The organism is Bradyrhizobium sp. BRP23 (assembly GCF_020194135.1).
Taxonomy (GTDB): domain Bacteria; phylum Pseudomonadota; class Alphaproteobacteria; order Rhizobiales; family Xanthobacteraceae; genus Bradyrhizobium; species Bradyrhizobium yuanmingense.
In genome coordinates, this window is the sequence record NZ_JADYVW010000009.1 from 180,167 (window position 1) to 203,295 (window position 23,129).

The window sequence follows — 23,129 nt, forward strand, 5'->3', positions numbered from 1 at the left end:
CGTCCTCAGTTGTCGGCTTATCGGGCTAGACCGAGCAACCGGCCGACCTTCCAAACGGAGCTCATGACCCAACTCAGACATCGGCTCGGTGCGGCGAAGCTGATGCTGGACTAAGGGGTCGGCTCCGACGTTTGCATACTCATTGCCACTTCGGAAGCTAGTTCGGCGATAAGCCGCGATAAGTTTGCTTCAGCTTTTGGACGAGCTTCGCGCAGCCGCTTGCGAATCCGGTCCGCATCTGGGTCATGCGCGGCTACATCTGCCTGTCCAACGCCCGCGCCCGTCAGCCGATGTTCCGCCACCCATCGTTGAAGAGCCTTGTCCGCCGACCATCGGCGCCCGGCTTGCAACTCCTCAAGTGCACGTCGAACTAAGTCTTCCGGTGCGTTCGGCGATTTCATCGGCTTGCAAAGTTCATTCTTTGTCGTCTCATCGTCGTAGGCGGCTTCAATATGAGCGATGACCGCTGCGCTCAAGCAGAAAGCGCCGGAGCGCAACATTTGAATCGTGATCCGGTCACCGTCGAACACACGTACAGAAGGTCGAGTATCAAATGCCCTTGCAGTGCAATCCACATAGAGGCTGCCTGAGCAGCCTTCGATCGTCCCATGTTCGAGGATTACTGTCTGATGTTCGATCCTCAGCACGCGCCCCTTGCGCACAACGTCTTTGATGGAGCGCAGGGCTTCTACCTCAAGGCCCGAGATAGTCGCACCACGATACATGGTCGGTGTCACCGTTGTATCGATGCGGAAGATCCCGCCGGTTCGTTCCAGCCGCTCAAAAAAATCGGCTATGCATGTCGCTTCTGCTGCCGCTTCAAGTTGATTTGCTTGGCCGCCTGCCGTCTGCTTAAAAAACGCTTCGCCCGGCTGAACCCTGTCTCGGTTAATGAGCCACGAATCACGTGGCACGATCCAACGTATGCTTTCCGGCGTCGCGCCCATCTGGAGCAACCATACACCGACATCCATTGCCGTCTTGCCGCCGCCCAGAATGACATAGCTTTTGAAGTCCGGCGCAAACTTCGGAAGCACATTCGGGGTAACGAGCCTTACGCCGTCACAAAGCTCGAAGGAGGGAACGTGGGTCGATGGGACCTGGGTGTTTAGGAAGGTAGCGTCAACGAGTTTTTTGCGAAGCGTTACCTGCTGAATATCGCCGGAGAGTCGGCAGACAAACCGATTATCGCCTTGATATTCACACAACGGAAAATATTGAACGCGGCCCGAAGGCAGAAACCGTTCGTTCATTAGCCGGTCGTAATAACTGATGATCTGAGCGCCGGAGGCGAGTTCATAATAGCCCCTGTTTAAACCTGCCACATCTAGTCGACTGCTGCCGAGTGCACGGGAACCAACCCCGTAATAAGCTGACGGTTGATGAAGACGGACAAAAGGATACGCGTCGTTCCAGTGGCCCCCGGGCATGTGATGGCGGTCCACGATCACCATGTCCGCTTCAGTTTCGGTCAAAAGTTGGTCGGCGAAAGCCATGCCCAACGCGCCGCTGCCGATGATGAGGTAGTCGGTTGAAAGCATTTGTGCACCTGATGTTCGGCAGAGCCCGTTTTGGCCGCTAGTGCAGGATGTCCAATGCCCCACCACCTTGTCAGGTTCTGTTCCGAAACACCATACGTGAGTCCGCCTGTGGCCCGAATGCGAAGGGCCGACGCGGTCTGCCGGTGTCCGCTCAGCGGAGTATACCAGACCAGGTTTGCTCAGTTCGAGATCTTCTCATTTTGACCCATAGCGGACAATCAACCTTCCGGCACCCCGGCTAGGCGCAGACCCCTGTAAAATCGCTCGCGGCCGGCAAGGAAGGTCGGATTGTTACTGGGCGCGGTGTCGCGCAAGCGGCGGATGGTGAAGGTCGGATCAAGTGCTAGGGCTGCCTGCGCGGTTGCCTTCGCTTCATCCAGTTCGCCAATCCGCGTCAACGCGTCGGCGAGCCAGAAGTGCGAAAGCGGATTGTTTCGATTGGCCTCGATGCTTCGCCTTAACCAAACCACGGCTTCCTCGCCGGCACCCAAGTGCAATTTGGCTCCGCCAATGACGATCAGCCAACGGAAGGCTCTTATGTCACGAGGAGATAGCCGGAGCGCTTCAAGGATGTGCGCCTCGGCTTCCTCCGCCCGGCCGACGTATATTTTCGCCAGACCGATCCACGCGTGAGCCTCGGCCAGATTGCGGTCCAGTGCCAACGCTCGCTCGCATGCAGCAATGCCATGCGAGGCGCGATTTGTGTTGATCTCAACGAGACCGAGCTGCAGGTGCGCCATTGCGTGTTGTGGTGCCAACGACAAGGCCCTGCCCAACAGCGTTTCTGCCGCTGCGAGACGAGGGGCCGCGTCGTCCGTCATGAAATTCGCTGATAAAATCACGTCGACCTCCGCTCTGCCGACCAGGGCTTCCAAGCAGGCCGGATCGAGCGCCAGGGCACGTTCAAAGAAGCGCTGTGCTTGCGTGAGGTGCTCAGGGGTATGCCCCCGGTTGAAGATGGCTCTGCCTCGGAAATACAGATCTATCGCGTCCGGGTTTGCGGTGCTCTCGGCTCGCCGCGCCTCGGCTGCAATCAGTTCGGCATTCAGCGCGTTGGCCAGCCGAGATACGATTTCGTCCTGCAGGTCCAAAAGGTCGACGAAAAGCTTGTCGAACCGCTCTGCCCAAAGTTGGTTACCCGTTTCGGCGCTGACCAGCTGTACGTTGACGCGAAGCCGGCGACCGGCCCGCTGAACCGACCCCAGCAAGATATAGCGGACGTTCAATTCGCGTCCGATCTGTTTGAGATCGATCGGCTTGCCTTTGTAGGCAAATGCGGTGTGTCGGCCTATCACGAACGAACCGCTGATGCGCGACAGGTCCGTGTTCAGGCTCTCCGTCACGCCGTCGGCGAAATAGTCCTGCTCGCTGTCACCCCCAATGTTTGCGAAGGGCAGCACCACAATGGAAAGACGAGGTGCAGGGGCGAGGCGGGACGTGTCGGTACTGCCATGTGTAGCGGCAACCGCACGCCACTGATCTTCATGGACCGTGCCGACGAAGCGAAAACCCTTGCGCGGCAGTGTCTTGATCAAGTGCTGCTTTTCCCCGCTGTCGCCGATGGCGGTCCGGGCGGCATTGAGGCGGGTCGTCAACGCGGCATCCGAGACAATGCGGCCGTTCCAGATTGCGCTGATGATCTCGTCCTTGCTGACCACGCGTTCCCTGTTGCGGATCAGGTAATGGAGCAGGTCGAACACCTGCGGCGAGACGGGGATCAAGTCGGCGCCTCGACGCAGCTCGCGCCGCTCAGTGTTCGTTGCGCGGTGCAGTTCGCGCCGGTCGGTGTCCAGTGCGTAATCCTGAAAGAGATAACGCAAGCTGCCATTCCTTCTGGGGGGCTCTGAAGCCCTTGAGCACGAAGAATAAGCTGCCGGTAAGGAAAATGTAAGCCATCAGTTGAGCGCGCAGGCGCATCTTGCGGCAAGCAGTTCGGGGCGGACCCGAAGTGACGCTGCGGGACCGCCAGGACCGATTTTGACAAAAGGCCGACGCGGCAGACTTGCCCTGTTATTGTCACGAAGGCCCGCTCATTCTTGCCGCCAATCAAGTGAACCCTGATCCGAACCTAAACTGAATGTAAATTTGAGGGAGCCAATGGCAAAGGAGTTCGCGTACGGCGACGCGGCCGCGGTTGGGTATGATCGCGCGTTTGCACATGTGTCACGCCACTTTTTGCCGTTCCTTCTGAGTGCCGCACGTGTTGCGTCTGGCATGAAGGTACTCGACATCGCAACGGGCACTGGACTGGCAGCGGCAGAATCCTTGCTCGTAGTTGGACCAACAGGGCACGTCGTTGCGGCCGACGTATCGGAAGCCATGGTTGGACAGGCGCGGCAGCGCCTGAGCGCGGCGGCAAATATCACCTTCGCGGTGGAGGACGGCCAATCTCTCTCGTTCGCCGATAGCAGCTTCGATGCTTTGATTTGCAGTCTCGGGCTAATGTTCTTCCCTCATCCCTCGCGCGGATTGTCGGAGTTCTTGCGTGTCCTTCGGCCGGGCGGACGCGCAGCAGTTTCCGTTGCAACCGTGCCGGAACGAACCTACAACGGCAGCGTCAACACAGCTATCGCCAAGCACTCGCCAGCGATCCGCGAGGCAACGGCGAGGATGTTTTCATTGGGTGACCCGGCGCGTCTGCGACAGTTGTTCGAGAAGGCCGGATTCCAAAACATCGAATTGACGAGGCAGGCGCACCGGTTCAGTATGCCATCTTTCGACGCCTACTTTGGTCCGTATGAACGCGGCGACGGTCCGACTGGACAAGCCTATCTGACACTCCCTCAATCGGTGCGCGATATTGTTCGCCAGGAAACGCAACGCAGCCTCGGAGATAGAGGCGGGCCCGTAGAAATCGAGGTTCAATATCAGTTCGCAAGCGGCCAACGCCGCTGATGAAAGTGGTCGGCCGCTGCTGCCGTGCACATTCCGCGTGATGTCCGCACTTGGCCCTTGGCGGTCAACTCCTACAAGACCTCTCATGTCCGGTTATGAGGTACAATCCGACATTGTGATCTTTGCCGCTGGGCCATTAACTCTTGTGAATCCCAAGCCGCTCAGTGACGACTATATTTCAGAACGGCGTGGGTATTTGAATTGGTTGGGGGAGTGCTGCTGACCCTCTATGGCGGGAAAGTGGTCGCCTCCGTGAACAGTTTTGTTCGTGGAGTCAGTCATGTTGCTTTCAGAACGATTCAGTGAACGAACCATTTCCAATATGGATGTCGCATTGGAGCGAGCGTGTAGATTGATGCCGCTGGCGTTCGAAGGTCATCCAGCCCGAAAGTTCGTGGCGGAAAAGATCGTCGAGTGCGCCAACAAGCACACGCAGACGCTCGGCGGTTTGACCGAGGCGGGCAGGCGGGCGGTCGCCGAACTCGCCGCCGAAATCGTCGAAACGAATTGAGCTACTGCAAGACCTTCGGCAGCACGAGCACAATCTCGATTTCCTGCTTGAGGACGCGGCTGGCTATGTCTGCGATGAGCAGAGAGAAATCGTCCTCTATCGTAGCGGCGGCAGGTTCGTCCTTGGCGTAGACGTACAGCAGAGGACCTTCAACCTCGGCAAAACGAACACCGGCAAAAACGCGGTCAAACTCGTTTGCTCCAAGGATCGCAGCTACGCGAGCCTGAATGGCGAAATCCTGAATGTCAGTTAAGTTCATGCGAGCCAGATAGATACTATCGGTCGGGAAACAAGAGCGCTTCCAGTCACTTGGCACGACCATCTGTCCAGATGGAAAGCTGGTTTGGACGTCTTGGCAGAGCCACACACCCCAGTGCACTTCAGGAGGAATGGACGGCCGGGCCGCGTCAGCCAACCAGAACTTCCGTTTTGGCGGAGAGGGTGTTCGCGGTAGGGAACGCTCCCGGCTTGGTGTTCCCGAGCCGTTCGGCGGGCGTTCTCGTTGACGTTGAAAATACAACCGGGAATCGAGATCTCGGTTGCATGTGAGAACACGGTCGGAACGCCGCCTCAGCCCCGCGGTTGGAAAGTCGTGAGTAAGGTAGGTAAACTGCCCGCCGTTGGCCCCAACTTAACGGCGGGCTTTTTGTGAGTTGCGTAAGTGGTGAAGCGTACCAGGACGGCACCGGCAAAAAGGCCGCGTGCCGCTATTCCGGGCTTTATTAGCCCCCAGCTTGCGACCCTGAAGATGAAAGCACCTTCGGGGGCTCAATGGATTCACGAAGTCAAATACGACGGTTACCGTATCCAGCTCCACATCGACGGAGATATCCGAAAGGTCTTCACCCGCAACGGTCTCGACTGGACACATAAGTTCTCCGTCATTGCCGGTGCCTTCGAGATCGAAGGGCAGGCCATCGTTGACGGTGAGGTGGTCGTCATCCACGAGGACCGCACCAACTTCTCCGAGCTACAGGCAGACCTCGCCAGAGGCGAACAGGACCGCTTGCTGTTCTTCGCGTTCGACCTCCTGTGGCTCGATGAACAGGACTTGCGGAAGCTTTCGCAGCTTGCCCGCAAGGAGCTGCTGAAGGATCTGATCGAAAGCAATCAGCTCGAGGAGCCCATCCTCTACAGCGAGCACCATGGGGGTGACGGGCAGGCACTGTTCGAAGCCGCAAGGAAACTTAATTACGAAGGTATCGTCTCCAAGCGAGTTGACGCCCCATATCGGTCGGAGCGTGTGGAAGCTTGGCAGAAGGTCAAAGTCGTTCAGAAGGGAAAATTCCCCGTCGTCGGGTTCATCAAGGATCCAACCGGCGTCGCCGCTCTCTATCTCGGTAAGAAGGAAGGCAAAGAGCTTGTCTATATGGGCAAGGTCGGCACGGGCTGGAGCCGGACGACATCGCGCAAGATCAGAGATGTCCTCGATACTGTGGTGAGCCCGAAGCAGAAGCTCACCAAGCACATCAAAAAGCCGAAAGCCACCTGGGTCGAGCCGAAGTTCTACGCGGACATCGAATACAGAGACATCACGTCGGAGGGATTGCTACGCGCGAGTTCCTTCAAGGGATTGTCTCGAAAATAACTTATGTTCCTGAGCCTTCCGGTTGTGGACGTACAATCGTTCACGCAGCAGAAGGAAGGCCCGATGGGATTAAAGCACAGGCGATTTAAGCAGACGGATTCCTTGGAAAGCAGACTGGCACAGATTGCGGAGGATATGCGTGAACGAGCCGAGAAGGCACCCGGAGAGGAGCGGACTGACTTGCTCAAGCGCGCTTATAACGCAGATCAAGCAATTGAGCTGGAGCGGCGGCTTCGTGCGCATTTTAGGAACGCGGCCCAACGGGCAATGTTGGCCAAGTAGATCCTCCCTAACCTAAACTAGGCCTCCGCTGTCTCGGAGGCCTTTCCTTTGGGAGGACCTGGACAGAAAGTTCACTTTTGCACCAACCGAGCTCTTCAGGGAATTTGGCACAATCCCTCCTAGCGGTGCTGTTGTCGCGTCCGCTGGCCGGAACACACCGACGCCAAGATCGTTCTTCGCGTATGGCTACTTACGTCTTGGTTCTGATCGGAGCTTTTGCGATTGTGGCAGTAGCGAGCTATGCCGCGCTGAACTGGCCGACTTCTTGATTGCGGTGAACCCTCCGACCAGAGTGCATCTAAGCCGCTTCAGCCTCAAGCCTCTCCTGGCTACGCTTTTGATTGATCAGATTCAACAGATGCGCCGAGGCTCTGGCATCGCAGAGGGCCCGATGATGATTCTCGAGCTCGATCCCATAAATCTCGCAGAGCTTGCCCAGTCCGTAGGACTTGTGTCCCGGATAGCGGCGCCTCATTCCCGCGCAGGTGCAGAGCTTCGGAAACCTGAAGCGTCGCCCGATCCGCTCGAATTCGTAGGAGATGAAACCGTAATCGAAGCTGACGTTGTGGGCGACGAAGATGCCGTCCCCCATGAACTCCATGAAGCGGTCCGCCACTTCAGCGAACAGAGGTGCGTCCCGAACCATTTCGTTCGTGATGCCCGTCAGTTGAACGATCTTCGCCGGAATGGAACGTTGCGGGTTTAGGAGAGAGTGCCACTCGTCCACGACACGGTGGTTGCGGACCTTCACAGCGCCGATCTCAGTGATGCGGTCGCCGTTCGACCATGAGCCGGTCGTCTCGATGTCGACCACCACGTAATCCTGCTCAGGGTCAAATCGATAATCGACCCGGCCAATCTCCGCCTCGATGCCGGCTGCGCCGAGCTGGCGGAGGCGGGTCAGTTGGTTGCGGCGGATCACATCGCCCTCTGCCTTGACCTCCATGAAGGATGCCTTGCCGTCGCGCACAAGCATCAGGTCCGGGAAGCCGTCTCGCATCCCGCGGAAATCGTCGCACATGTTGCCCACGATGCTGGCGAGGCCGGCAGGATCGGATCCTTCGAGCAGCGCGCGCAGCGCCTCCACTTGCACGTGATCCCAGCTGAAGATCCCGTTGGGGCGGCCCCATCTCGCTGCCACGGTGCGGAGGATCAGCGGAAGGCCGGACCCGCACGCGATAGCTGCTAGTTTCTCGTCGATTATCGCCGCGAAAAGCCGACTGAAGCTGCGGTCCTTCAGGCAGTGCGGTAGCCAATCAAACCCGCTGGGCATGCGGGTGCTCTCGAACAGCTCGTCCCAGAAGAGCAGGCCGAATAGGGTGTGCCACAGCACGTTCTCGGTGAAGAAAACCTCGGTGCCGTCGCGCCGCAGCACGCCCGCGACGCCTGCTTCGGGATTGCCGCGATAGGTGTCGTCCACGGTGATCGTGCGGCCGGACCGCAAAAGTGCGGTGTAAAGGCCCGTACGCCTGCCGCCGAACTTACGGGCGTAGAAGTCGGTGGCGAAGAGATGTTCGCCATCGCTGGCGGGATCATCGATCATCCGCTGCAGCAGCGCTTCAGCCCCCGCCTTGTCGCCCATGTTGTAGAGCAGGCGAACCAAGCGCTCGTTGCAGTCCGGCGACGGACCGGCACGGTAGAGCTGCCGGGCGAGATCGTTCTCGCCCGCCTTCTCGAAGAAAAGCCCGGTCTGATGCGCGGCTCGACAGCGGAGATCGGCGGCGAACTGGGTCGGGCAGGGGGGACCGGCGAGCACGTCGATGGCGGCCCCTCTGTGGGCAGCCTCCGATCCATCCTCCAAGTTGGCCAGAACCTGGCTGTAATGGAACGAGGCCAGCGCCTCCTCGGCATCGGTGAAGCGCGCGCTGAACGAGGTCTCGCGGTTGGTGCGGAGGATTCCCAGGTCTCGCAGCGCGAAGTTCTTCAGATCGACCTCGGTCTTACCGAAGTAAAGGTAAAGGAGGAACTCGATCGGCCGCGTCCCGTCGAGCGCGATGAAGTTGCGGGCGCCGCAGTGCTGCGCGGCGACGGAAAAGGGTATGCGCTCCAGATAGTAGTCGATGAACTTCGGCTTCGACCAAGATTTCCGGACATCTCCTCGCCCGGCCGCCTGCGCGCCAGTAACGAGGATGTCCTTTGGCAGGCATGAGACGAAGGCCGCATAGTCGGCCTCGCCGAGCTCGCGAGCGTGACCGGCCGCAGTCAGGTCGGATGCCGCCCGCTCCACGTCATCGATCTCGGAATAGTTGAACAGCGAGCGATTGAATATGGCACCGCGCCTGTTAATCATGCGGACCAGCAGACATTGTGCATCTCTCGATAGGCCTTCGAACCGCGCTATGAAGGCGTGATGCTCCGGACCAAGCACGGGGGCGTACGTCCGCTGCACGAACCCCAGCATTTCGGCGAAGTGGTCGAGGTAATAGTAGACGGGCAGTTGGGGCAGTTTGGCCAAGCGGACCTTCGCGGCAGAATCGTTTGTTCTATTTCTGTTCTGACGCCGCCCTCAGAGTCAAGCGTCTCGACCGGCTAAGGATGACCAGAGCCGCCGACATCTGCCGTCGCCGGCCCCGCGTCTTCCTTCACGCCGCGCGCGACGATCTGCAGCGCGCCGTCTGGAAGCGGCCGTTGCAGTTCCAAGGCTTCATCCGCCGGAGCCGTCATCCAGATCTCGACCTCTTCGGGCGTCGTCAGGATCACTGGCATGGCCTTTGGGTGGACGGCGAAGACTTCGGCATTCGCCTCCGTTGTGAGGAACGCATAGAGGTCGTTGGTGGTCTCGCCTTCCTTGACCTTTCTGACCGAGGTCCAGTTTGTCCAGATGCCTGCGAAGCAGGCGAGGGGACGGCTCTCGTCGAGCGCAAACCAGATGTCGCCGCCCTCGGCCTTGTTGAACTCGCTGAATGAGTTGAAGGGCACCACGCAGCGGTTCTCCACGCCCAGCCAACGCGTCCAGTGCTTGCTCTTCACGTTGCGGATGTTCGTCGTGCCGCTGTCGGGCTCCATTCGGAGCAATTCCTTGAAATTGACGGTCTTGCGTTTGGCTTGCAGCTTCTCGGCACGCTTCTTGGTTGCGTCCATCAATGCTTTCGAAGATGACGGCATACCCCAGCGCGCGGTCGCGAGTTCGCGTCCGCTGGCGCCGGTGCGGATGATCGGCGCGTTGTAGTCAGGAAACACGCCCGGCATCGGCGCGAGGTTGCCGACGTACTGGTTGACCACGCGGAACAGCGCGCTGATGGCGGCCTGGTTCGTGGTGATCGAGTAGAGGTTGCACATCGTCAGGAAGCCTTTTTTCGTTCGCCGTGAGGGTGCTGCAGGTTGCGGATCGCCGGCCGGGCGCAGACCCACCAAGTCGGGCCGTCGCTTCTTGCCGAGAGTGCGCTGGCAGGGGCTGCAGTAGAGGTAGCTGCGCATCAGTGCGACCTGCCGATCGCGCGGCTGCACTACTAATGCGAGGTCGATCATCTCGGTGTGCTTGCAGTATTCGCAGCGTACCTCGAGCAACGGGAACCCGCCGGCGAGCGCCGCAGCAATCGTGGGGGAGGCGTGGTCGAGCTCACCAATGAAGAGGGCCGTGTTCCAGGCGGCGCAGTCGAGCGCGTAAGCTTTGGCACGGGCAGCATCGGCGGCCGCGTGGGCGGTCGCCGATTGCTCGAGCAGATGCGCGAAAGTGACCTCCGCCTTGTGAATCTCGCGGGCGTAGTGTTTGCGATCGCCTCCCGACATCGGCGGCGGCTTAATTATGCGGGCGGCAGACATGAGAAACACCATACGGTCGAGTCGATTGGACGGCCAGCCGCTGCAGCTTGGGGGGCCTATCACCGGAAACGCAACGGATAGGTCAATCTCGACATAAGATATTTTGATTTACCGAAATTGTCTTGTGGCGTCGGGCAAAACAGTGGTTCATAGGGTGCTGGTTCAATGCGGAAGCCAGCCCATGTCGAATGATCTTGATACGTCTGAGCTATCGAAGATTGCCAAGCTGAATGGCGATTTTCGAAGGAATTACGGCACACTGCTCGGAGCTTATTTATACCTGCGATCAATCAGCGCCGCCCGCGGCCGTTCCTAGCTTTGGGGTGGCCTTTTTTCGCTGGCGTGTTCTGCCGCGCTGACATGGCTGGCACGTCATGGTTGGCCGTCAATGTGGCCATGATCGCTTTGATCAAATCGCTCATACCCGCGCAGTAGACCCCGCGATGCCGAGCGAGGGCACCGGTTGAAAGCCAGACGTATCGGCCTGCCCGCAATTTGGGGGGCAACAAGACGTAATCTTCGATGGTCTTGTTGGTTACGTCTAGCCTCATCACTGCAAGCAGGCCCGAGGAGATGTGCCTGCGGTAGGCTTTCCACTGCGGTGCGTGATCTTGTCCTCGCGTGCGGAGCTGTCTTGCAACGAGAAATGAAACCAGGCGAGCGCCGTTGACATCGAGGGCTATGCCGTCCTGAGCAAGCTCGGGCTGAAGACCGGCATCGGCTCTGAGGACTTCGGCAAGTTCGTTCGCGTGCCTTGCTTGCTCGCTGGCCCAGTACTTCCGGGTATCCAGCCAGTCGCAATCTCGTGGTGAGACGTAGCCGATCTGCGAATAAGCGTTGCGTAGCGATCCAAAGTGCTTGACGTAAGACGAAGCATGGTTGAGCCCGAGCGTCGTGTTGATGATGCGGGAGTTGAGTTTCCCTCGTCGGCGAAGCACGACGCGGAGGCGCATCAGCATTTCGTCTTCCGGAATCTCGACGCGTCGCTCAGCGAGCAGTTTCTGAGCACGTGTGAAAATGTCTGGATCGATGATGGGCTCAATCGCAGCGGCCCCGCGGACCCAGGCATGAGAAGGGTTTTTGACGAGCTTTTGCCCTAGGCGGCGCGAGGTTCGATTATAGATGGTATTTCCGATGTAGTTTTCATTGCTGAGAATTGTCGGGATCATCCGATCGGTCCAAGGTCGATCATTATGGCTGCCGATGTTCGCGTCGTTGAGATCGCGCCGTATCTCGCTGTACGATCTCCTAGCATGGACGAATTGATCGAAGATGCACCGGATGACGGCGGCCTCCTCGGCCGAGCCTCGTCGCAGCCGAACACGATCTGATTGCAAAGCCTTATACTGGCCCTTGTTGAGCTCTGCCTTTGGGTGTTCGTTTTCGTCAACCATTATTCGGCGTAGGCCGTAGCCGACGGGAGCGCCGACGCGGTAGCCGAGGCCTGCGACCCGGCAAAGTCCGGTGTGCACCTTGACCCCGAGTTCTCGGCTCCATTCAGCGGCCATACCTCGCTTCATGTACTTGGCCATACCTGAAAGGAAGCTGCCGTCATTCTTGAAGATCTCCGCACAGTACTCGACGCGGACACCGTTCATCTTGCACAGGAACTCGTAATAGGCACTTTCGTCGGTGTCCTGGAAGCGTCCCCACCGGCTGACGTCATAGACGAGGATCTGATCGAAGTCGGCCTGACCTGATTCGACATCTTCGATGAGTTCGATGAGACCAGGCCGCCCTTTGATGCGCAGGCCGCTCCGCCCTTCATCGACATAGGTCCTTACAATTGTGAGGCCGTTAGCTTGTGCATAAGCGGCTATCGCGGCGAGCTGGTTCTTGATGGAATAACGTTGGAGGTCTCTCGACATCCGAACATATTGCGCGGCGCGCTTCGCCCGCACGCGCCGTGCCAGGTCGGTTCCTTTGCGCAGGACCAGCGAGTTGGCCATGGGTTCTCCCGAGTTAGGGAGTGCCGCGTCAAATAAACTACACTACTCGGCATGAAGGATTTCAAGACGAATTTGCCCGACGTTAGTCGGCGAAGATGCTATCGAGCAGGGCTGCCAGCCGGACTCCCGCCTTCTGAAGCTGTTCTTTCACGATGGGTTCGTTCGCAGAGAGGTATTCGGTGCTGATGGTCACGCTGCCCTCGGGCTGATCGCAGGAGGAGCCATGCATCACGCAATAGCCCGTCTTCGCGGCTTTCGAGATTGCAAACGACTCGTTGGCCCAATCACTGGGATCTGACGAAATCCACCTGGTTTTCATCGCAGGAGTAATGGCATCAATCAGGTCAGAAGCCGCGTCATCGACATCGGGCCCGACCGCGTGTGTCACAAGACAACTATCCCAGGTGCCGTGCAGATTGCCCGAGCACTCGCCGTTCACCCTTATATCGTTTCCTCCGCGGTCGTCCTCAAACGACACGTGGAGAGGCTGATGGATGTCGCCGACCCAGTGTCCAAGCGACTTTAGCGCAATAAGCCTGTCGGCCCGCTTGGCGTGCTTCGAGTTCACAACCTTGGAGTCGTTGAGGATGGCCGTGAGCACACATTCTGGAGCGTTCGGGCAGTTGTCTCCTGTGACCCCGTGCGCGTCGCGGGGCAGATTGATAAAGTGCTCTGTTCGGCGAATGCGCGGATGGTCGGGGAATACGCAGGAGGCGGAAAAGGTGTCGAACACCTTGTCCGCCTGGATCAGTTTCCGTATCGCTGCGCGCGTATCGGGCTGGGCGAGCCGGTAGGCAATCTCGCAAACGATCTTGTGGGCTTCGTCACCCCATGCCGAGGCGTGGGTGCAAAACGCGAGAAGGAAAACAGCAGCTAATGAAAATCGGCGCATGCCGATACCTCATGCCTGAGACAATATGGTCGGAGGTTATCACTTGAGGTTGTCGAGGAGAAGCGCGTCGCCCGGACAAAACCAGATGCCTCCGCGCCAACGTAAATTGAACGCCAGTTCAATTTAGTACTTCGCCAAATTCCTGAGGCTATAGGAGTTTGACGGTCACCTTCGCTTTACCTCCGTTGTTCGGGTAAAACGTGTCGCTGAGCCATGGCAGGCCGATCACTGCGTCGTTGACGTAGAGAAAAAGCTCACCGCTGCGTGCAGCCTTGAACGTTGCCTTGTACGTCTGCGGTGTGGTGTTCGGAAGCGGGAGGGGATCAAGGAAATACTCGTCCACGCCGGTCTCGCCCACCCGCGCGATGATGCGGTACCAGGGCCTGAACAGGATCCGGCGAAGGAAAATGGCGCTGCGAAACTTCCACCGGTTGGCAAGCTCGACCGTGGAGGTCCGAAAGCCAGCGGGTGTGGTCGGCCGCTCCGCATCGTTCCAAGGCTCGGTGACCGCGATCCTGATCTCATACGAGCGACCGGAAAAGACCTTCAGGCCTGTTGGCGCACAAATCGCAGATGTTGCGAAGTCCGCGCCGTCCTGGTCGATGCCCTTGTTGACCGGGATAAGCGTAGCCTCCGCCGTGCCCTTGCAGAATGCTCCCATCGAATCCGCGACGTTGAACAGGAAATGGCTCGCGACAGTCGCACCGAGCCAGACCATCACCACGACCAAAAATAGCGGCAGGATGTGCCGCTTCCCGACACGGAGAATAAACTGATAGAGCGGGTGGGTCCTGAACGCGTAAATGGCGTCGTGCATCAGGCCAGAGAGCGGCACCGGCGCCGCCCGATCCCGCCAGAGCAGGCGCATCCGGTCCTTGATTTTGGCGCTAAGGCTGCTGCCAAGAACCATAAGCAGGATCACGGCGGCGATGCCGCCGGCGAACCATTCAGGGTTCGCGGCGTACCAGTCCGTCCACCAATGGAGTGATTTCGGCAGGAAGGATTCGATGAACCGCACCAATTCGGAGACCATCCGGATTGGCGACTCGAACTCATGCTCCTTGATGCGGTCGTGGAACAGCCAGAACGCCGCAAGATGCAGCGTGGCGGCCAGGGTCGCGAAATACGCCAGCCGACGCATCCAGACGAAATTCCAGAGCTTTTCCTGAGCCACAAAGCGCGCGGTCGCGCCCGCTGGCGTCTCGAATGTCATCGGCCCGAGCGGCGTGAGCTTGCCGTTGCGGGAAACCACGAGGTACTCCGGCGGCAAGCCGATCGGAGCATAGGCATTGCAACCGCTGTCGATGCGGTCGAACACACTTTCGTGGATCTTCGGCAACTTGACGCTGACGCCTACATCCGGGTCATTGCAGAGATCAGAGACTTTCCGTGGGCCATAGCGATAGTAGGAGCCGAGGCCGGACCGCGAGTCATAAAGGCGGCCATCCTTGTCTTGCGCTGAATTGATCAGCTTGATGGAGTCGGGGTCTGCGAAGGGAGCCTCCTTGAACACGAGACCACGCTTGATGGACTCGTCGACAAGCCAGGACAGCGGCACGAACGATACGGCATCGTCGGGATAACCTCCGCCCACGTTGGCGTGCATACCGACGAACCAGACCTGGACCAGGCGCTCGTCGTCAATGGTGATGGGGACCGCGGGCTTGGATTCGCCTTCCTCGGTCCAGAGCACGGGGTGGAAGGTCGTCCGCTCATCGTCGAGTGCAAGTGCGTGCCTTGCGCATTTGACGCGTGGGTTCAAGATCCGATTCGGAAGTTCAAGGGGCCAGATCCAGTTGCTGACGCCACGCGTCATCTCATCCATAGGCAGGCCGTAGGCAGCGACCGTGTCCCACACGCCGATGAATTCTATGGAAGGGACGTCCTTGCGGTCGATTTCGGCGTAGGGTTTGTTGCCTCGCACAAGGTCGAGCACCGGCACCAGGACGTAGTCGCGCAAGGCGCGGAAGACCACCTCGATCTGCAAGATCGAATGGTAGCCCTTGGCCCGGTACGCCCTGTAAGCCTTGACTGCGCCGTTGTGCAGCTCCGCTTCGGTATCCGCCACAACCAGGCCCTGCTGAAGAATGAGCGCGCCGAGGACGCGTACGGTGAACGCGCCACGGCTGAAGCCGAAGAGATAGATCTTCGAGTGGTTCTGGTGATCGTAGTTGCGGCAGATGAACTTGTAGGCCTCGAGGATGTTGCGCTTGAGGCCATATCCGAATGCGCCGCCCAGCACCGCGAGCGGTACGAAGGACGAGGTACCTACGCCGTCGTCGTATTTCGCGGCCTGGCTGTTGCCTTGCAGGTCAAGCGCCTGAAACATCCGCCAGACGTTCGTGCGCCAAACGCTTGAGGCGGCGTTACCGGTGCCGTCAGACAGGATAATAACCTTGGGGCTGGCCATGCGAGCGCCCTCCCTGAAAAGATATAGTGAATACAGTAAGAGTAACAGGTGCCGGGAAGATTTCAACCTTGGATAGCGATCGGCGGCGAGCCGACACGGGAGCCGTTCGGCCGAGTCACGGGCTGCATGATCCGCGCGCGCGATACTTCAAATACGACACCTGCGCCTTCAACGGTTGCGAGTGGCGCGCCGTGCGCGATGATCCCGGACCGCTGCCTGGTGAAGGCTGGGTGTTGAGCGCGAAGGGCATGCACGGCAAGCCTGGTGAACCTGGCCGCGATGGCGTGCACGTTCGTTCGCTTGATGTCGTCGGCTATGAGCTCGTGGCGAGGCTGTCTGATGGCACTACCCTGCGGGCGAACCTCTTGCCAGTGATGGAGCGGTTCGAAAGGGAACGGAAGTAAAACGTGGAGATGACAGTGGGTCGGCTCCCTGTTTCAGAGCAAAAGACGGTCGCGTTGTCAGGGTGCTGGAGGCAAGCGGGGTATCATCAGCGGGCGCTCCATGTGGCCGGTGCGCTGCGCTCAAAAGATGTTTATTTCGTAAGCTTGCCAACGGGTGGCGTAAGCGTCGTCGTCTTTATCGCGGTAGGTAGTGAGCTTGCTCCTCCGTCACCTGCGCTAATCGACCTCGGCTTGCGCCAGATGCTCTTGTACTCAGGTGTTAAGGTGGACTCGAAACGCCGAACCTCGGCATCAATGCTGTCTTTAATCTCTTTCCAATGCGTTTGATCGAGCTGCCCCTCGCCGATAATTCGCTTGGCGGTCAGGTGCGCCATCTGCTGATTGATCTTTTTGACCAATTCATCATTCATGAAGCCTTTGTTGACTTCGAACCCTGTCGCAAACCAGCGGGGGTCAATTTTGCAGTTGCTATTGAGTGTGAAGAACTCGTGCACGTTGCGAGCATGAAGGTGGAACGACTCAACGTCGAGCATCCAAAGCTCGTAACCAAGATGATGCGAGAATAGTTCGTCTACGATTGCCCTCTCCGGGCGCTTTTTGCCTTTTGCCATGTTTACTCCCATGGATTCGAGCCTGTTGAAGGCGGCAGTTGAACCGTCGATGGGACGGCTTTGCTAACCGCAATCACATCTCCCAGTATTTTTTGAGGGCGGCAGTAAAGGTCTGGAAATTGGCGGACGGCCAACAAACATTCTCATTATCTCTGACCAGCCAGTGCATACCGCTCCCGGTCGTCAGGTTGGATGGGTCGTTGCTGTTAACCCAATTAAAGCACGCAGCCCACATTTCACGATAATTGCCGAAGAACCTATCGTTCGGCACGTTCCAAAGCATACCTTCAATGAAATAGGATGGAGCGATTCCCTCAGCGAGCAGCTTCTTTTCTATCATCGAATTTCGCATGTTCTTGAATACCCGAACCATACGTTTGAAGTTGTTGTTAGTTGCCTGATGCTTGGCAGTAAGATTGTCCGAGTGCTGTTTCGGAAAATTTTCGATGCGCTTGCCGCCGCTGAAGAAGGCAACGCCGTTGTGATACGAGTCGTAAGTCGAATTGTACCGACGAAAACTTTCGCAGACGAGGATATTCTCCCACTCCGATGCTGACTACACGCACGTTTTGTCTGGAATGACCAAGGGACTCCGTCGCATCCACAATCGCGTATAGTGTCGGATTGTTTGCAACAAACCCCCCGTCGCGAACCTCGATCCGCTCGCCGCGACCGGTTACGACCATCTTCTTCCTGAAAAAAGGATACGCGGAGCAGGACCCGACGACCGCCTCACCTATGGTGCAGCCGAAGCCCGGCTCAAACGTGGCTTTTCCTAAGAACGCTTGTTTCCCACCGGTTTTGAAGATGATTGGCCGTTCTTCGACCCACCTCGTTCCAACAATGCCCATCTCTGTTTTGAACGCATCGAACTTCAACTCGCCAAAAACGTCTGTCGCAAGTGCTTCCAAGGCCGCTGTTTTTTTGCTTGGTAGCCAGCGAGCCATGATGGACACGACGTGTTTACGGTAGAGTGCTTCCACTTCATCGACTGATCGACCAAGCCCAAGCAAGGCTGCAATGATGGCCCCGGTGGATGTCCCATAGATCAGGTCAAACCTTTCGTAAATCCGACATCCAAGCATGCCCTCGATTTCTTTGAGAGCGCCAAGTGTATAGAATCCTTTGGCCCCTCCGCCATCAAGGCAGAGCACTCGGAATAGCGACGCGGGCTCGGCAAGAACGTCGTTCAAGATTGGCTGCCAAAATCAAATAGCCCAAAATACTGCCTCGACCTCCGGTTACGCAAGTGGAGTAGCTCGCCATTTAGTCGTAGAGTGCCGGCTTGCTCCGGATAGAGGCTATATAGGTATGATACTGAAAACGTACGAACTCATTGCCGAAGGTTCAAACCGAGTTGCTGTCGCCGTGGCCGAGAGCCGGGACGATGTAGAAAGGTTGGCGCAACGCTGGTCTCCAAACCGAAAATGGACTTCCATTGAGGAGGTCCGTTGGCGAGCAGAATACCATTCCCAATTTTTCGGAGGTCGAAGGCCCACGGAAGAAGCCTATTGCGAGATGAACCATCCAGGTTGATTCGAAACCAACCCTGATTGAACGTCGACCAGCCGCCCGCATAGGGGTGGCGAGAGGGCCGCCGGACGCGCAGCGATCCCATCCAACTAAGTTTCAGCCAGTTGAATGGGCTCACTGATTAATGTCAGCCCTTGTAGATCACACCAATGTCGAGCCACTTCCAACATTTGATCACAATTGCGAAAAGGCGCGGGGTTCGAGGGCGTTCTCGCGGGTGATCGGGGTTTTCCGGAGTTGACGGTTTGGGCGCAGGGGTGCAGGGTCTCATGGCGATAGTTTCTCCATCATCTGTGCAAGGGTGATTGACACTGTCGTAGTCGGAGGCCCTCCCGGTTCAAACGGGAGGGTTTTTCCGTTTCGGGCTCACGTCCGAAGCGACATCACCTTATCGACTTCGGGATATGTACGGCATCACGAAGTGGCGACCTCAAACACCGGTCGATTACGGGGTGATAGTTTGCAGCGCGAGAGCACGACGAACATTGACCCGTAGACCGTGGCCACGCAACGAGCAACGTAGGCGCTCGTTCAGTTACGAACAGCCACAGCCTCGTTTCTGTGCGTTTGCGCGAATAAACCCGTGGCTCTCTCTGCGCTCGAGTGTTGCGCCAGCGCAGAGACCGACAAGCTGGATGAGCGGAGCCCAAATGCCTCGTGACGCGAGCGCGGCAAGTCGCCTGTTGAGTTCGCGGCAGTCCTCACGGCGCGACCGTCAGGCGCGCCATGGTTTGCGTCGACGGCCCGTGCGTGCCGGCGCCCATCCGGCGATAGTCGCGGTTTTCGAACGGCGGCGGCGCGTGGAGGTACTTTTCCGGGTGCTCGGCGATCAGCTGCTCGACGCGCGGCAAGGTCACGTAGACCGGCCGGACCCCGCCATAAGTGGTGGCCTGGATGGTGCGGATGACCATGTTTGCCTGCTGCATGGCTAGGGACGGTGGTCTTGATGGGGCTCAATCGCAAGGGGCTTGGACCAGCCCGACATGCAATGAAAACCCTGTAGCACCAGCACCGTCAGCACTTTTCGACACCGGCTGTACACCGCCGCGCTTACGCATTGATATAGGCGCGCCGACGATCCGCCGCAACTCGGCTGCCACGCCATCCAACACCGCGCGTTTTTCCTTCATCCGCTTGGAGTGATTGTAGACCTTGCCCGTGACGGTCGGCACGACGACGTCAGCCTTCTTGTTGGCGGCATGGTCGAGGCACTTAGCAATCCACGCGTCGTCAAAGCCGAGATCGCCAGCCAGGGTCGCTGCCGTCCGGCGGAGGTCGTGTGGTGTGAACGGCTTGAGGCCGAGCAGCTCGCACAGGCCGGCGGTCTTGGTCTTGTCCTTGTTCGTCTCGTGCTTGGTGCCGCGCAGGGCGTCGGCCATTGCCTTGCGGTGGATCGGCTGGCCCTTGTAGATCGGGCTCTCGAACACGAACTGCTGATCATCTGAGGTCAGCGCTTCCTTGATGATCTCGACTGCCAGATCAGACAACGGCTGCTGAATTACCCGCCGCTTCTTGACCCGCTTGAGGGGGACGTCCATGCGCGGATTATCGCCGTCGAGGTCAAACAGCTCATCCCGCCGCGCGCCGAGCAGCTCACGCGACCGCAGCATGGTGACGAGCTCGAACTTGAGAGCTAAGCGCGTCCGGCGGTCATAGGGCAGGTCGTTGCGGTCCAGCCCATGCCAGAAAATCCTGATCTCGTCCTCCGAGAGGACGCGGGTGCGGGGATGCTCGGGGTCGAGTTTGGGCAGGTTGACGCATGGGCTGGCCGTCACGTAGTCGCGGCCCGCTTCGGCTGCCCAGTTGAAAAGGCCAGAGGCTGCCTTGCGCATATGGCGCGCATTGCTGACCGATGGCTTGCCGAACTTGCCGGCGACAATGTCGTTCGAGAGCGTGGCGATGTCGTGCTTGGTGACCTCCATGGCCAACTTCTTGCCAAGCCGGGGTCGGACGAAGCGGTCGAGGTGACTTGCCGTGTTCTCCCAGCTTTCCAACCGGGGCCGCATCTCGGCGTCCGGCTTTTTGACCGGCGTCTTCATCCACTTGATGCGCTCGTCGATGATCTCGGCGACGGTCTTGCCGCGCTTGGCCTTCGCGGTCTTCTGGTCGCGGAAGGTCTTGGTCAGTGCCTCGCCGCCCATACCCTTGAGCCCGTAGACCTTGCTGCGGGCGTCCTCGACCGTGAAGGTCTCGGGATTATATACGCCCAGCCAGCCCGTGCGCTGCTTGCCGGTCTGCCGATCCGTGAACTTGAAGGAGAAGGTCGCAACCCCAGCGGTGGTGATGCTGACGTATAGGCCGGGGCACTTGCGGTCGTAGAACTTGGTGCGCTTGGCGACGCGCTTCTCGCACAGGCGATCGGTCAGAATGACGCTGCTATTGCGGCCGCGCTTGCCGGCGGGGGAGGGGATAGTGCTAGTATCCATATGGTTTCGGCTCCTGAGGCTTGGGACCAAAGTGCTCGGCTTCGGGGCTTTCAGTTTGTCGTGCGGTCGCTGAAAGCCTTTAGGGCCGGGCCCTTATTTTGGTGAAGCCCGCTGAAACAGCCCGGATCAGGGTAACCGAAAGCGGCTTATTTTAAAGGGTTTTCGTAGTTTCGGCGTGTTTCACCGAGTGCCAAAATATAGACGTGTGGTCCTGGCCGTCGTTGCTACGGTCAAGCTCTGGCGAATGCGGCATTGGCGTCAACCGGCGCGGTGCCGGTGACTTTCGCGGGAGCGAGGGAGGCCAGAGGGAACTCGGCTCCCGGGAGAGCGCGGCATAAGCCGTCCGACCATCGCGCAGGGAAGGCCGTGTGTTGGGCTTCACCTGTATGCTGCTGTGCGGTTCTTCCTGCGTGTGCTCTAGCGCAGCGGACCGCGGGTGCCGCCGGCACCCGGCCTTCCCTGCGCCCTCTTGGCTATGAGGGCGGCGAGACGAAGCAAAGCTCGGGCGAAGCAGCCGCGAGGCCGAGTACGCACGTCTGCGTCCACACATTCGGTGTCATCGCCCGGCTTGACCGGGCGATCCAGTACTCCGAGACGCCAGTGATTGAATCGAGAGGCCGCGGCGTACTGGATTCCCCGCTCCAGTGCGCGATTGCGTACAAGGCGGGGAATGACAGTGTTACTCGGAGAACGCACCATCGCCTCATCTTCGTCGTTCCGAACGCAGCACCACGCTCAGCTCTCGTGCCCCGGACGCAGCGCATCCGCGCCGGCGCCCCTTTGCCCGGCAATTCTGCCGGTGGACTCACCTCCTGCAATCCGGTTCAATGGCACCCAGCTTTCAGGCGATCGGGCACGCCGGGTGGCGTGCCCCAACTTATACGAGAGCCTCCCGCGCCACTTGCGCGAAACGGTCGGGAGTGCTTTTGCTGAAAGTTCCCCGTGGGCGCATCGCCCCCGATCCAGAGAGATGAGATGAGCAAACTCGTTATCCGCGCCGGCGACTTCACCTTCGATGCCCGTTTCGAGGAGCAGGCGGCGCCCAAAACCGTCGCCGCCTTCCGCAAGGCGCTGCCGTTCGAAAGCCACATCATCCATGTGCGCTGGAGTGGCGAGGGCGTGTGGATGCCGCTCGGCGACCTCGACTTCGGCGTCGGCTACGAGAACCACACCAGCTATCCCGCCCCCGGCCAGATCATCCTCTATCCCGGCGGCATCAGCGAAACCGAGATCCTGCTGGCCTATGGCGGCGTGCATTTCGCGAGCAAGATGGGTCAGCTCGCCGGCAACCATTTCATCACGCTGACCTCGGGCCTGGAGAACCTCGCAACGCTGGGCAAGAGCGTGCTGTGGAAGGGCGCGCTGCCGATCCGCTTCGAGGAAGTCTGAGTGACCGAGCCCCGCTACCCGCGCGATCTCCGCGGCTACGGCCGCAACCCGCCGCATCCGCAATGGCCTGGTGACGCGCGGGTCGCGGTGCAGTTCGTCGTCAATTTCGAGGAAGGCGGCGAGAACAACATCCTGCACGGCGACCGCGCCTCGGAAGCCTTTCTGTCCGACGTGCTCGGCGCGCAGCCCTGGCCCGGCCAGCGCCACGCCAACATCGAATCCATGTTCGAATATGGCTCGCGCGCCGGCTTCTGGCGGCTGTGGCGGATGTTCAAGGAGCGGAACTGGCCGACCACGGTGTTCGGCGTCGCCACCGCGCTCAAGCGCAATCCCGAGATTGTCGCTGCGATGAAGGAGGCGGGCTGGGATATCGCCAGCCACAGCCTGAAATGGATCGAGCACAAGGACATGACCGAGGCGCAGGAGCGCGCGGAGATCGCCGAGGCCATCCGCGTGCATACCGAGGCGACCGGCGCACGTCCGCTCGGCTGGTACACCGGGCGCTCCTCGATCAACACCAACCGTCTCTTGATGGAGGAGGGCGGCTTCCTCTATCTCTGCGACTCCTATGCCGACGATCTGCCCTATTGGGTCAAGGGCGCCAGCGGCAAGCAGCTCATCATTCCCTATACGCTCGATGCCAACGACATGCGGTTCATCAACCCGCAAGGGTTTGCCGAGGGCGAGCAGTTCTACACCTATCTGAAGGACGCCTTCGACGCGCTCTATGCGGAAGGCGAAACCGCGCCAAAAATGATGTCGGTCGGTCTGCATTGCCGCCTCGCGGGCCGGCCCGGCCGCGCAGCGGGCTTGATCCGCTTCCTCGACTATATCGGCAAGCACGAGCGCGTCTGGGTGCCGACGCGGCTTCAGATCGCGCAGCACTGGCACGAGAAGCACGCCCATCTTGCCGCCGACGCATTCGAGATCGGGTGA

At 59.2% G+C, this 23,129-nt stretch carries 19 protein-coding genes; 6 read left to right on the plus strand and 13 right to left on the minus strand.

Annotated elements, in window-relative coordinates:
- Positions 1-110: 110 nt before the first annotated feature.
- A complete protein-coding gene (locus I6F24_RS24545; protein WP_225143435.1) occupies positions 111-1,541 on the minus strand; it encodes a hypothetical protein in 1,431 nt (476 codons plus the stop codon).
- 218 nt (positions 1,542-1,759) lie between these two features.
- Positions 1,760-3,361 (minus strand): winged helix-turn-helix domain-containing tetratricopeptide repeat protein, encoded by a 1,602-nt coding sequence (locus I6F24_RS24550; protein ID WP_225143437.1) that lies wholly within the window; start codon positions 3,359-3,361, stop codon positions 1,760-1,762.
- 277 nt (positions 3,362-3,638) lie between these two features.
- On the opposite strand from I6F24_RS24550, the gene I6F24_RS24555 reads away from it, so the two are divergent.
- Together I6F24_RS24555 and I6F24_RS24560 are read left to right on the plus strand one after the other, a co-directional pair.
- Positions 3,639-4,436 carry a methyltransferase domain-containing protein gene (locus tag I6F24_RS24555; RefSeq protein ID WP_225143438.1) on the plus strand — a complete coding sequence of 266 codons (798 nt, stop codon included), beginning with the start codon at positions 3,639-3,641 and terminating at the stop codon, positions 4,434-4,436.
- 280 nt (positions 4,437-4,716) lie between these two features.
- Entirely contained in the window at positions 4,717-4,947 is a 231-nt protein-coding gene (locus I6F24_RS24560) for a hypothetical protein (RefSeq protein WP_225143439.1), read from the plus strand.
- A gap of 1 nt (position 4,948) precedes the next feature.
- Here the strand turns inward: I6F24_RS24560 and I6F24_RS24565 are convergent, their stop codons facing one another.
- Positions 4,949-5,362, minus strand: a complete 414-nt coding sequence (locus tag I6F24_RS24565; RefSeq protein ID WP_225150432.1) for a hypothetical protein — start codon at positions 5,360-5,362, stop codon at positions 4,949-4,951.
- Positions 5,363-5,608: 246 nt separating this feature from the next.
- On the opposite strand from I6F24_RS24565, the gene ligD reads away from it, so the two are divergent.
- Positions 5,609-6,535, plus strand: coding sequence for a non-homologous end-joining DNA ligase (ligD, locus tag I6F24_RS24570; RefSeq protein WP_225143441.1), 927 nt, complete (start codon positions 5,609-5,611; stop codon positions 6,533-6,535).
- A gap of 580 nt (positions 6,536-7,115) precedes the next feature.
- On the opposite strand, the gene I6F24_RS24575 is transcribed toward ligD, so the two are convergent.
- From I6F24_RS24575 to I6F24_RS24595, 5 genes are all read right to left on the minus strand, one after another.
- Positions 7,116-9,272: an exonuclease domain-containing protein gene (locus I6F24_RS24575; protein WP_225150434.1), complete on the minus strand. Its 2,157-nt coding sequence runs from the start codon at positions 9,270-9,272 to the stop codon at positions 7,116-7,118.
- Between the two features lie 74 nt (positions 9,273-9,346).
- A complete protein-coding gene (locus I6F24_RS24580; RefSeq protein ID WP_225143521.1) occupies positions 9,347-10,096 on the minus strand; it encodes an SOS response-associated peptidase family protein in 750 nt (249 codons plus the stop codon).
- 773 nt (positions 10,097-10,869) lie between these two features.
- Positions 10,870-12,528 (minus strand): recombinase family protein, encoded by a 1,659-nt coding sequence (locus tag I6F24_RS24585; protein ID WP_225150436.1) that lies wholly within the window; start codon positions 12,526-12,528, stop codon positions 10,870-10,872.
- Between the two features lie 82 nt (positions 12,529-12,610).
- On the minus strand, positions 12,611-13,420 hold the full coding sequence (locus I6F24_RS24590) for a S1/P1 nuclease (RefSeq protein WP_225143444.1): 810 nt from the start codon (positions 13,418-13,420) through the stop codon (positions 12,611-12,613).
- A 148-nt stretch (positions 13,421-13,568) separates the two neighbouring features.
- Positions 13,569-15,830: a DUF2235 domain-containing protein gene (locus I6F24_RS24595; protein WP_225143446.1), complete on the minus strand. Its 2,262-nt coding sequence runs from the start codon at positions 15,828-15,830 to the stop codon at positions 13,569-13,571.
- Positions 15,831-15,898: 68 nt separating this feature from the next.
- Between I6F24_RS24595 and I6F24_RS24600 the strand changes: the two genes are divergently transcribed.
- The gene (locus I6F24_RS24600; RefSeq protein ID WP_225143447.1) at positions 15,899-16,234 is read left to right on the plus strand and encodes a hypothetical protein; all 336 of its coding nucleotides are present in this window, start codon (positions 15,899-15,901) and stop codon (positions 16,232-16,234) included.
- Positions 16,235-16,365: 131 nt separating this feature from the next.
- Here I6F24_RS24600 and I6F24_RS24605 read toward each other — a convergent pair whose 3' ends face one another.
- The 5 genes from I6F24_RS24605 to I6F24_RS24625 all read right to left on the minus strand — a co-directional run bounded on the left by I6F24_RS24605 (position 16,366) and on the right by I6F24_RS24625 (position 20,834).
- Positions 16,366-16,845: a hypothetical protein gene (locus I6F24_RS24605; RefSeq protein WP_225150438.1), complete on the minus strand. Its 480-nt coding sequence runs from the start codon at positions 16,843-16,845 to the stop codon at positions 16,366-16,368.
- A 73-nt stretch (positions 16,846-16,918) separates the two neighbouring features.
- Complete coding sequence (locus I6F24_RS24610; protein WP_225150440.1) at positions 16,919-17,185, minus strand: hypothetical protein; 267 nt, start codon at positions 17,183-17,185, stop codon at positions 16,919-16,921.
- A 49-nt stretch (positions 17,186-17,234) separates the two neighbouring features.
- Positions 17,235-18,038, minus strand: coding sequence for a patatin-like phospholipase family protein (locus I6F24_RS24615; protein WP_225150442.1), 804 nt, complete (start codon positions 18,036-18,038; stop codon positions 17,235-17,237).
- Between the two features lie 1,041 nt (positions 18,039-19,079).
- Complete coding sequence (locus I6F24_RS24620; protein ID WP_225143451.1) at positions 19,080-19,289, minus strand: hypothetical protein; 210 nt, start codon at positions 19,287-19,289, stop codon at positions 19,080-19,082.
- 42 nt (positions 19,290-19,331) lie between these two features.
- A complete protein-coding gene (locus tag I6F24_RS24625) occupies positions 19,332-20,834 on the minus strand; it encodes a site-specific integrase (protein ID WP_225150452.1) in 1,503 nt (500 codons plus the stop codon).
- Between the two features lie 945 nt (positions 20,835-21,779).
- Between I6F24_RS24625 and I6F24_RS24630 the strand changes: the two genes are divergently transcribed.
- Complete coding sequence (locus I6F24_RS24630; protein WP_036045261.1) at positions 21,780-22,193, plus strand: DUF3830 family protein; 414 nt, start codon at positions 21,780-21,782, stop codon at positions 22,191-22,193.
- A complete protein-coding gene (gene puuE, locus I6F24_RS24635; protein WP_225150454.1) occupies positions 22,194-23,129 on the plus strand; it encodes an allantoinase PuuE in 936 nt (311 codons plus the stop codon). It abuts the gene before it with no gap.

Coding starts and splice junctions, on each gene's coding strand:
- I6F24_RS24585 (WP_225150436.1), bottom strand. CDS start 12,528: ATGGCCAACTCGCTGGTCCTGCGCAAAGGAACCGACCTGGCACGGCGC.
- I6F24_RS24555 (WP_225143438.1), top strand. CDS start 3,639: ATGGCAAAGGAGTTCGCGTACGGCGACGCGGCCGCGGTTGGGTATGAT.
- I6F24_RS24560 (WP_225143439.1), top strand. CDS start 4,717: ATGTTGCTTTCAGAACGATTCAGTGAACGAACCATTTCCAATATGGAT.
- I6F24_RS24595 (WP_225143446.1), bottom strand. CDS start 15,830: ATGGCCAGCCCCAAGGTTATTATCCTGTCTGACGGCACCGGTAACGCC.
- I6F24_RS24580 (WP_225143521.1), bottom strand. CDS start 10,096: ATGTGCAACCTCTACTCGATCACCACGAACCAGGCCGCCATCAGCGCG.
- I6F24_RS24610 (WP_225150440.1), bottom strand. CDS start 17,185: ATGATAGAAAAGAAGCTGCTCGCTGAGGGAATCGCTCCATCCTATTTC.
- I6F24_RS24545 (WP_225143435.1), bottom strand. CDS start 1,541: ATGCTTTCAACCGACTACCTCATCATCGGCAGCGGCGCGTTGGGCATG.
- I6F24_RS24590 (WP_225143444.1), bottom strand. CDS start 13,420: ATGCGCCGATTTTCATTAGCTGCTGTTTTCCTTCTCGCGTTTTGCACC.
- I6F24_RS24605 (WP_225150438.1), bottom strand. CDS start 16,845: ATGGCAAAAGGCAAAAAGCGCCCGGAGAGGGCAATCGTAGACGAACTA.
- I6F24_RS24620 (WP_225143451.1), bottom strand. CDS start 19,289: ATGGTCATCCGCACCATCCAGGCCACCACTTATGGCGGGGTCCGGCCG.
- I6F24_RS24630 (WP_036045261.1), top strand. CDS start 21,780: ATGAGCAAACTCGTTATCCGCGCCGGCGACTTCACCTTCGATGCCCGT.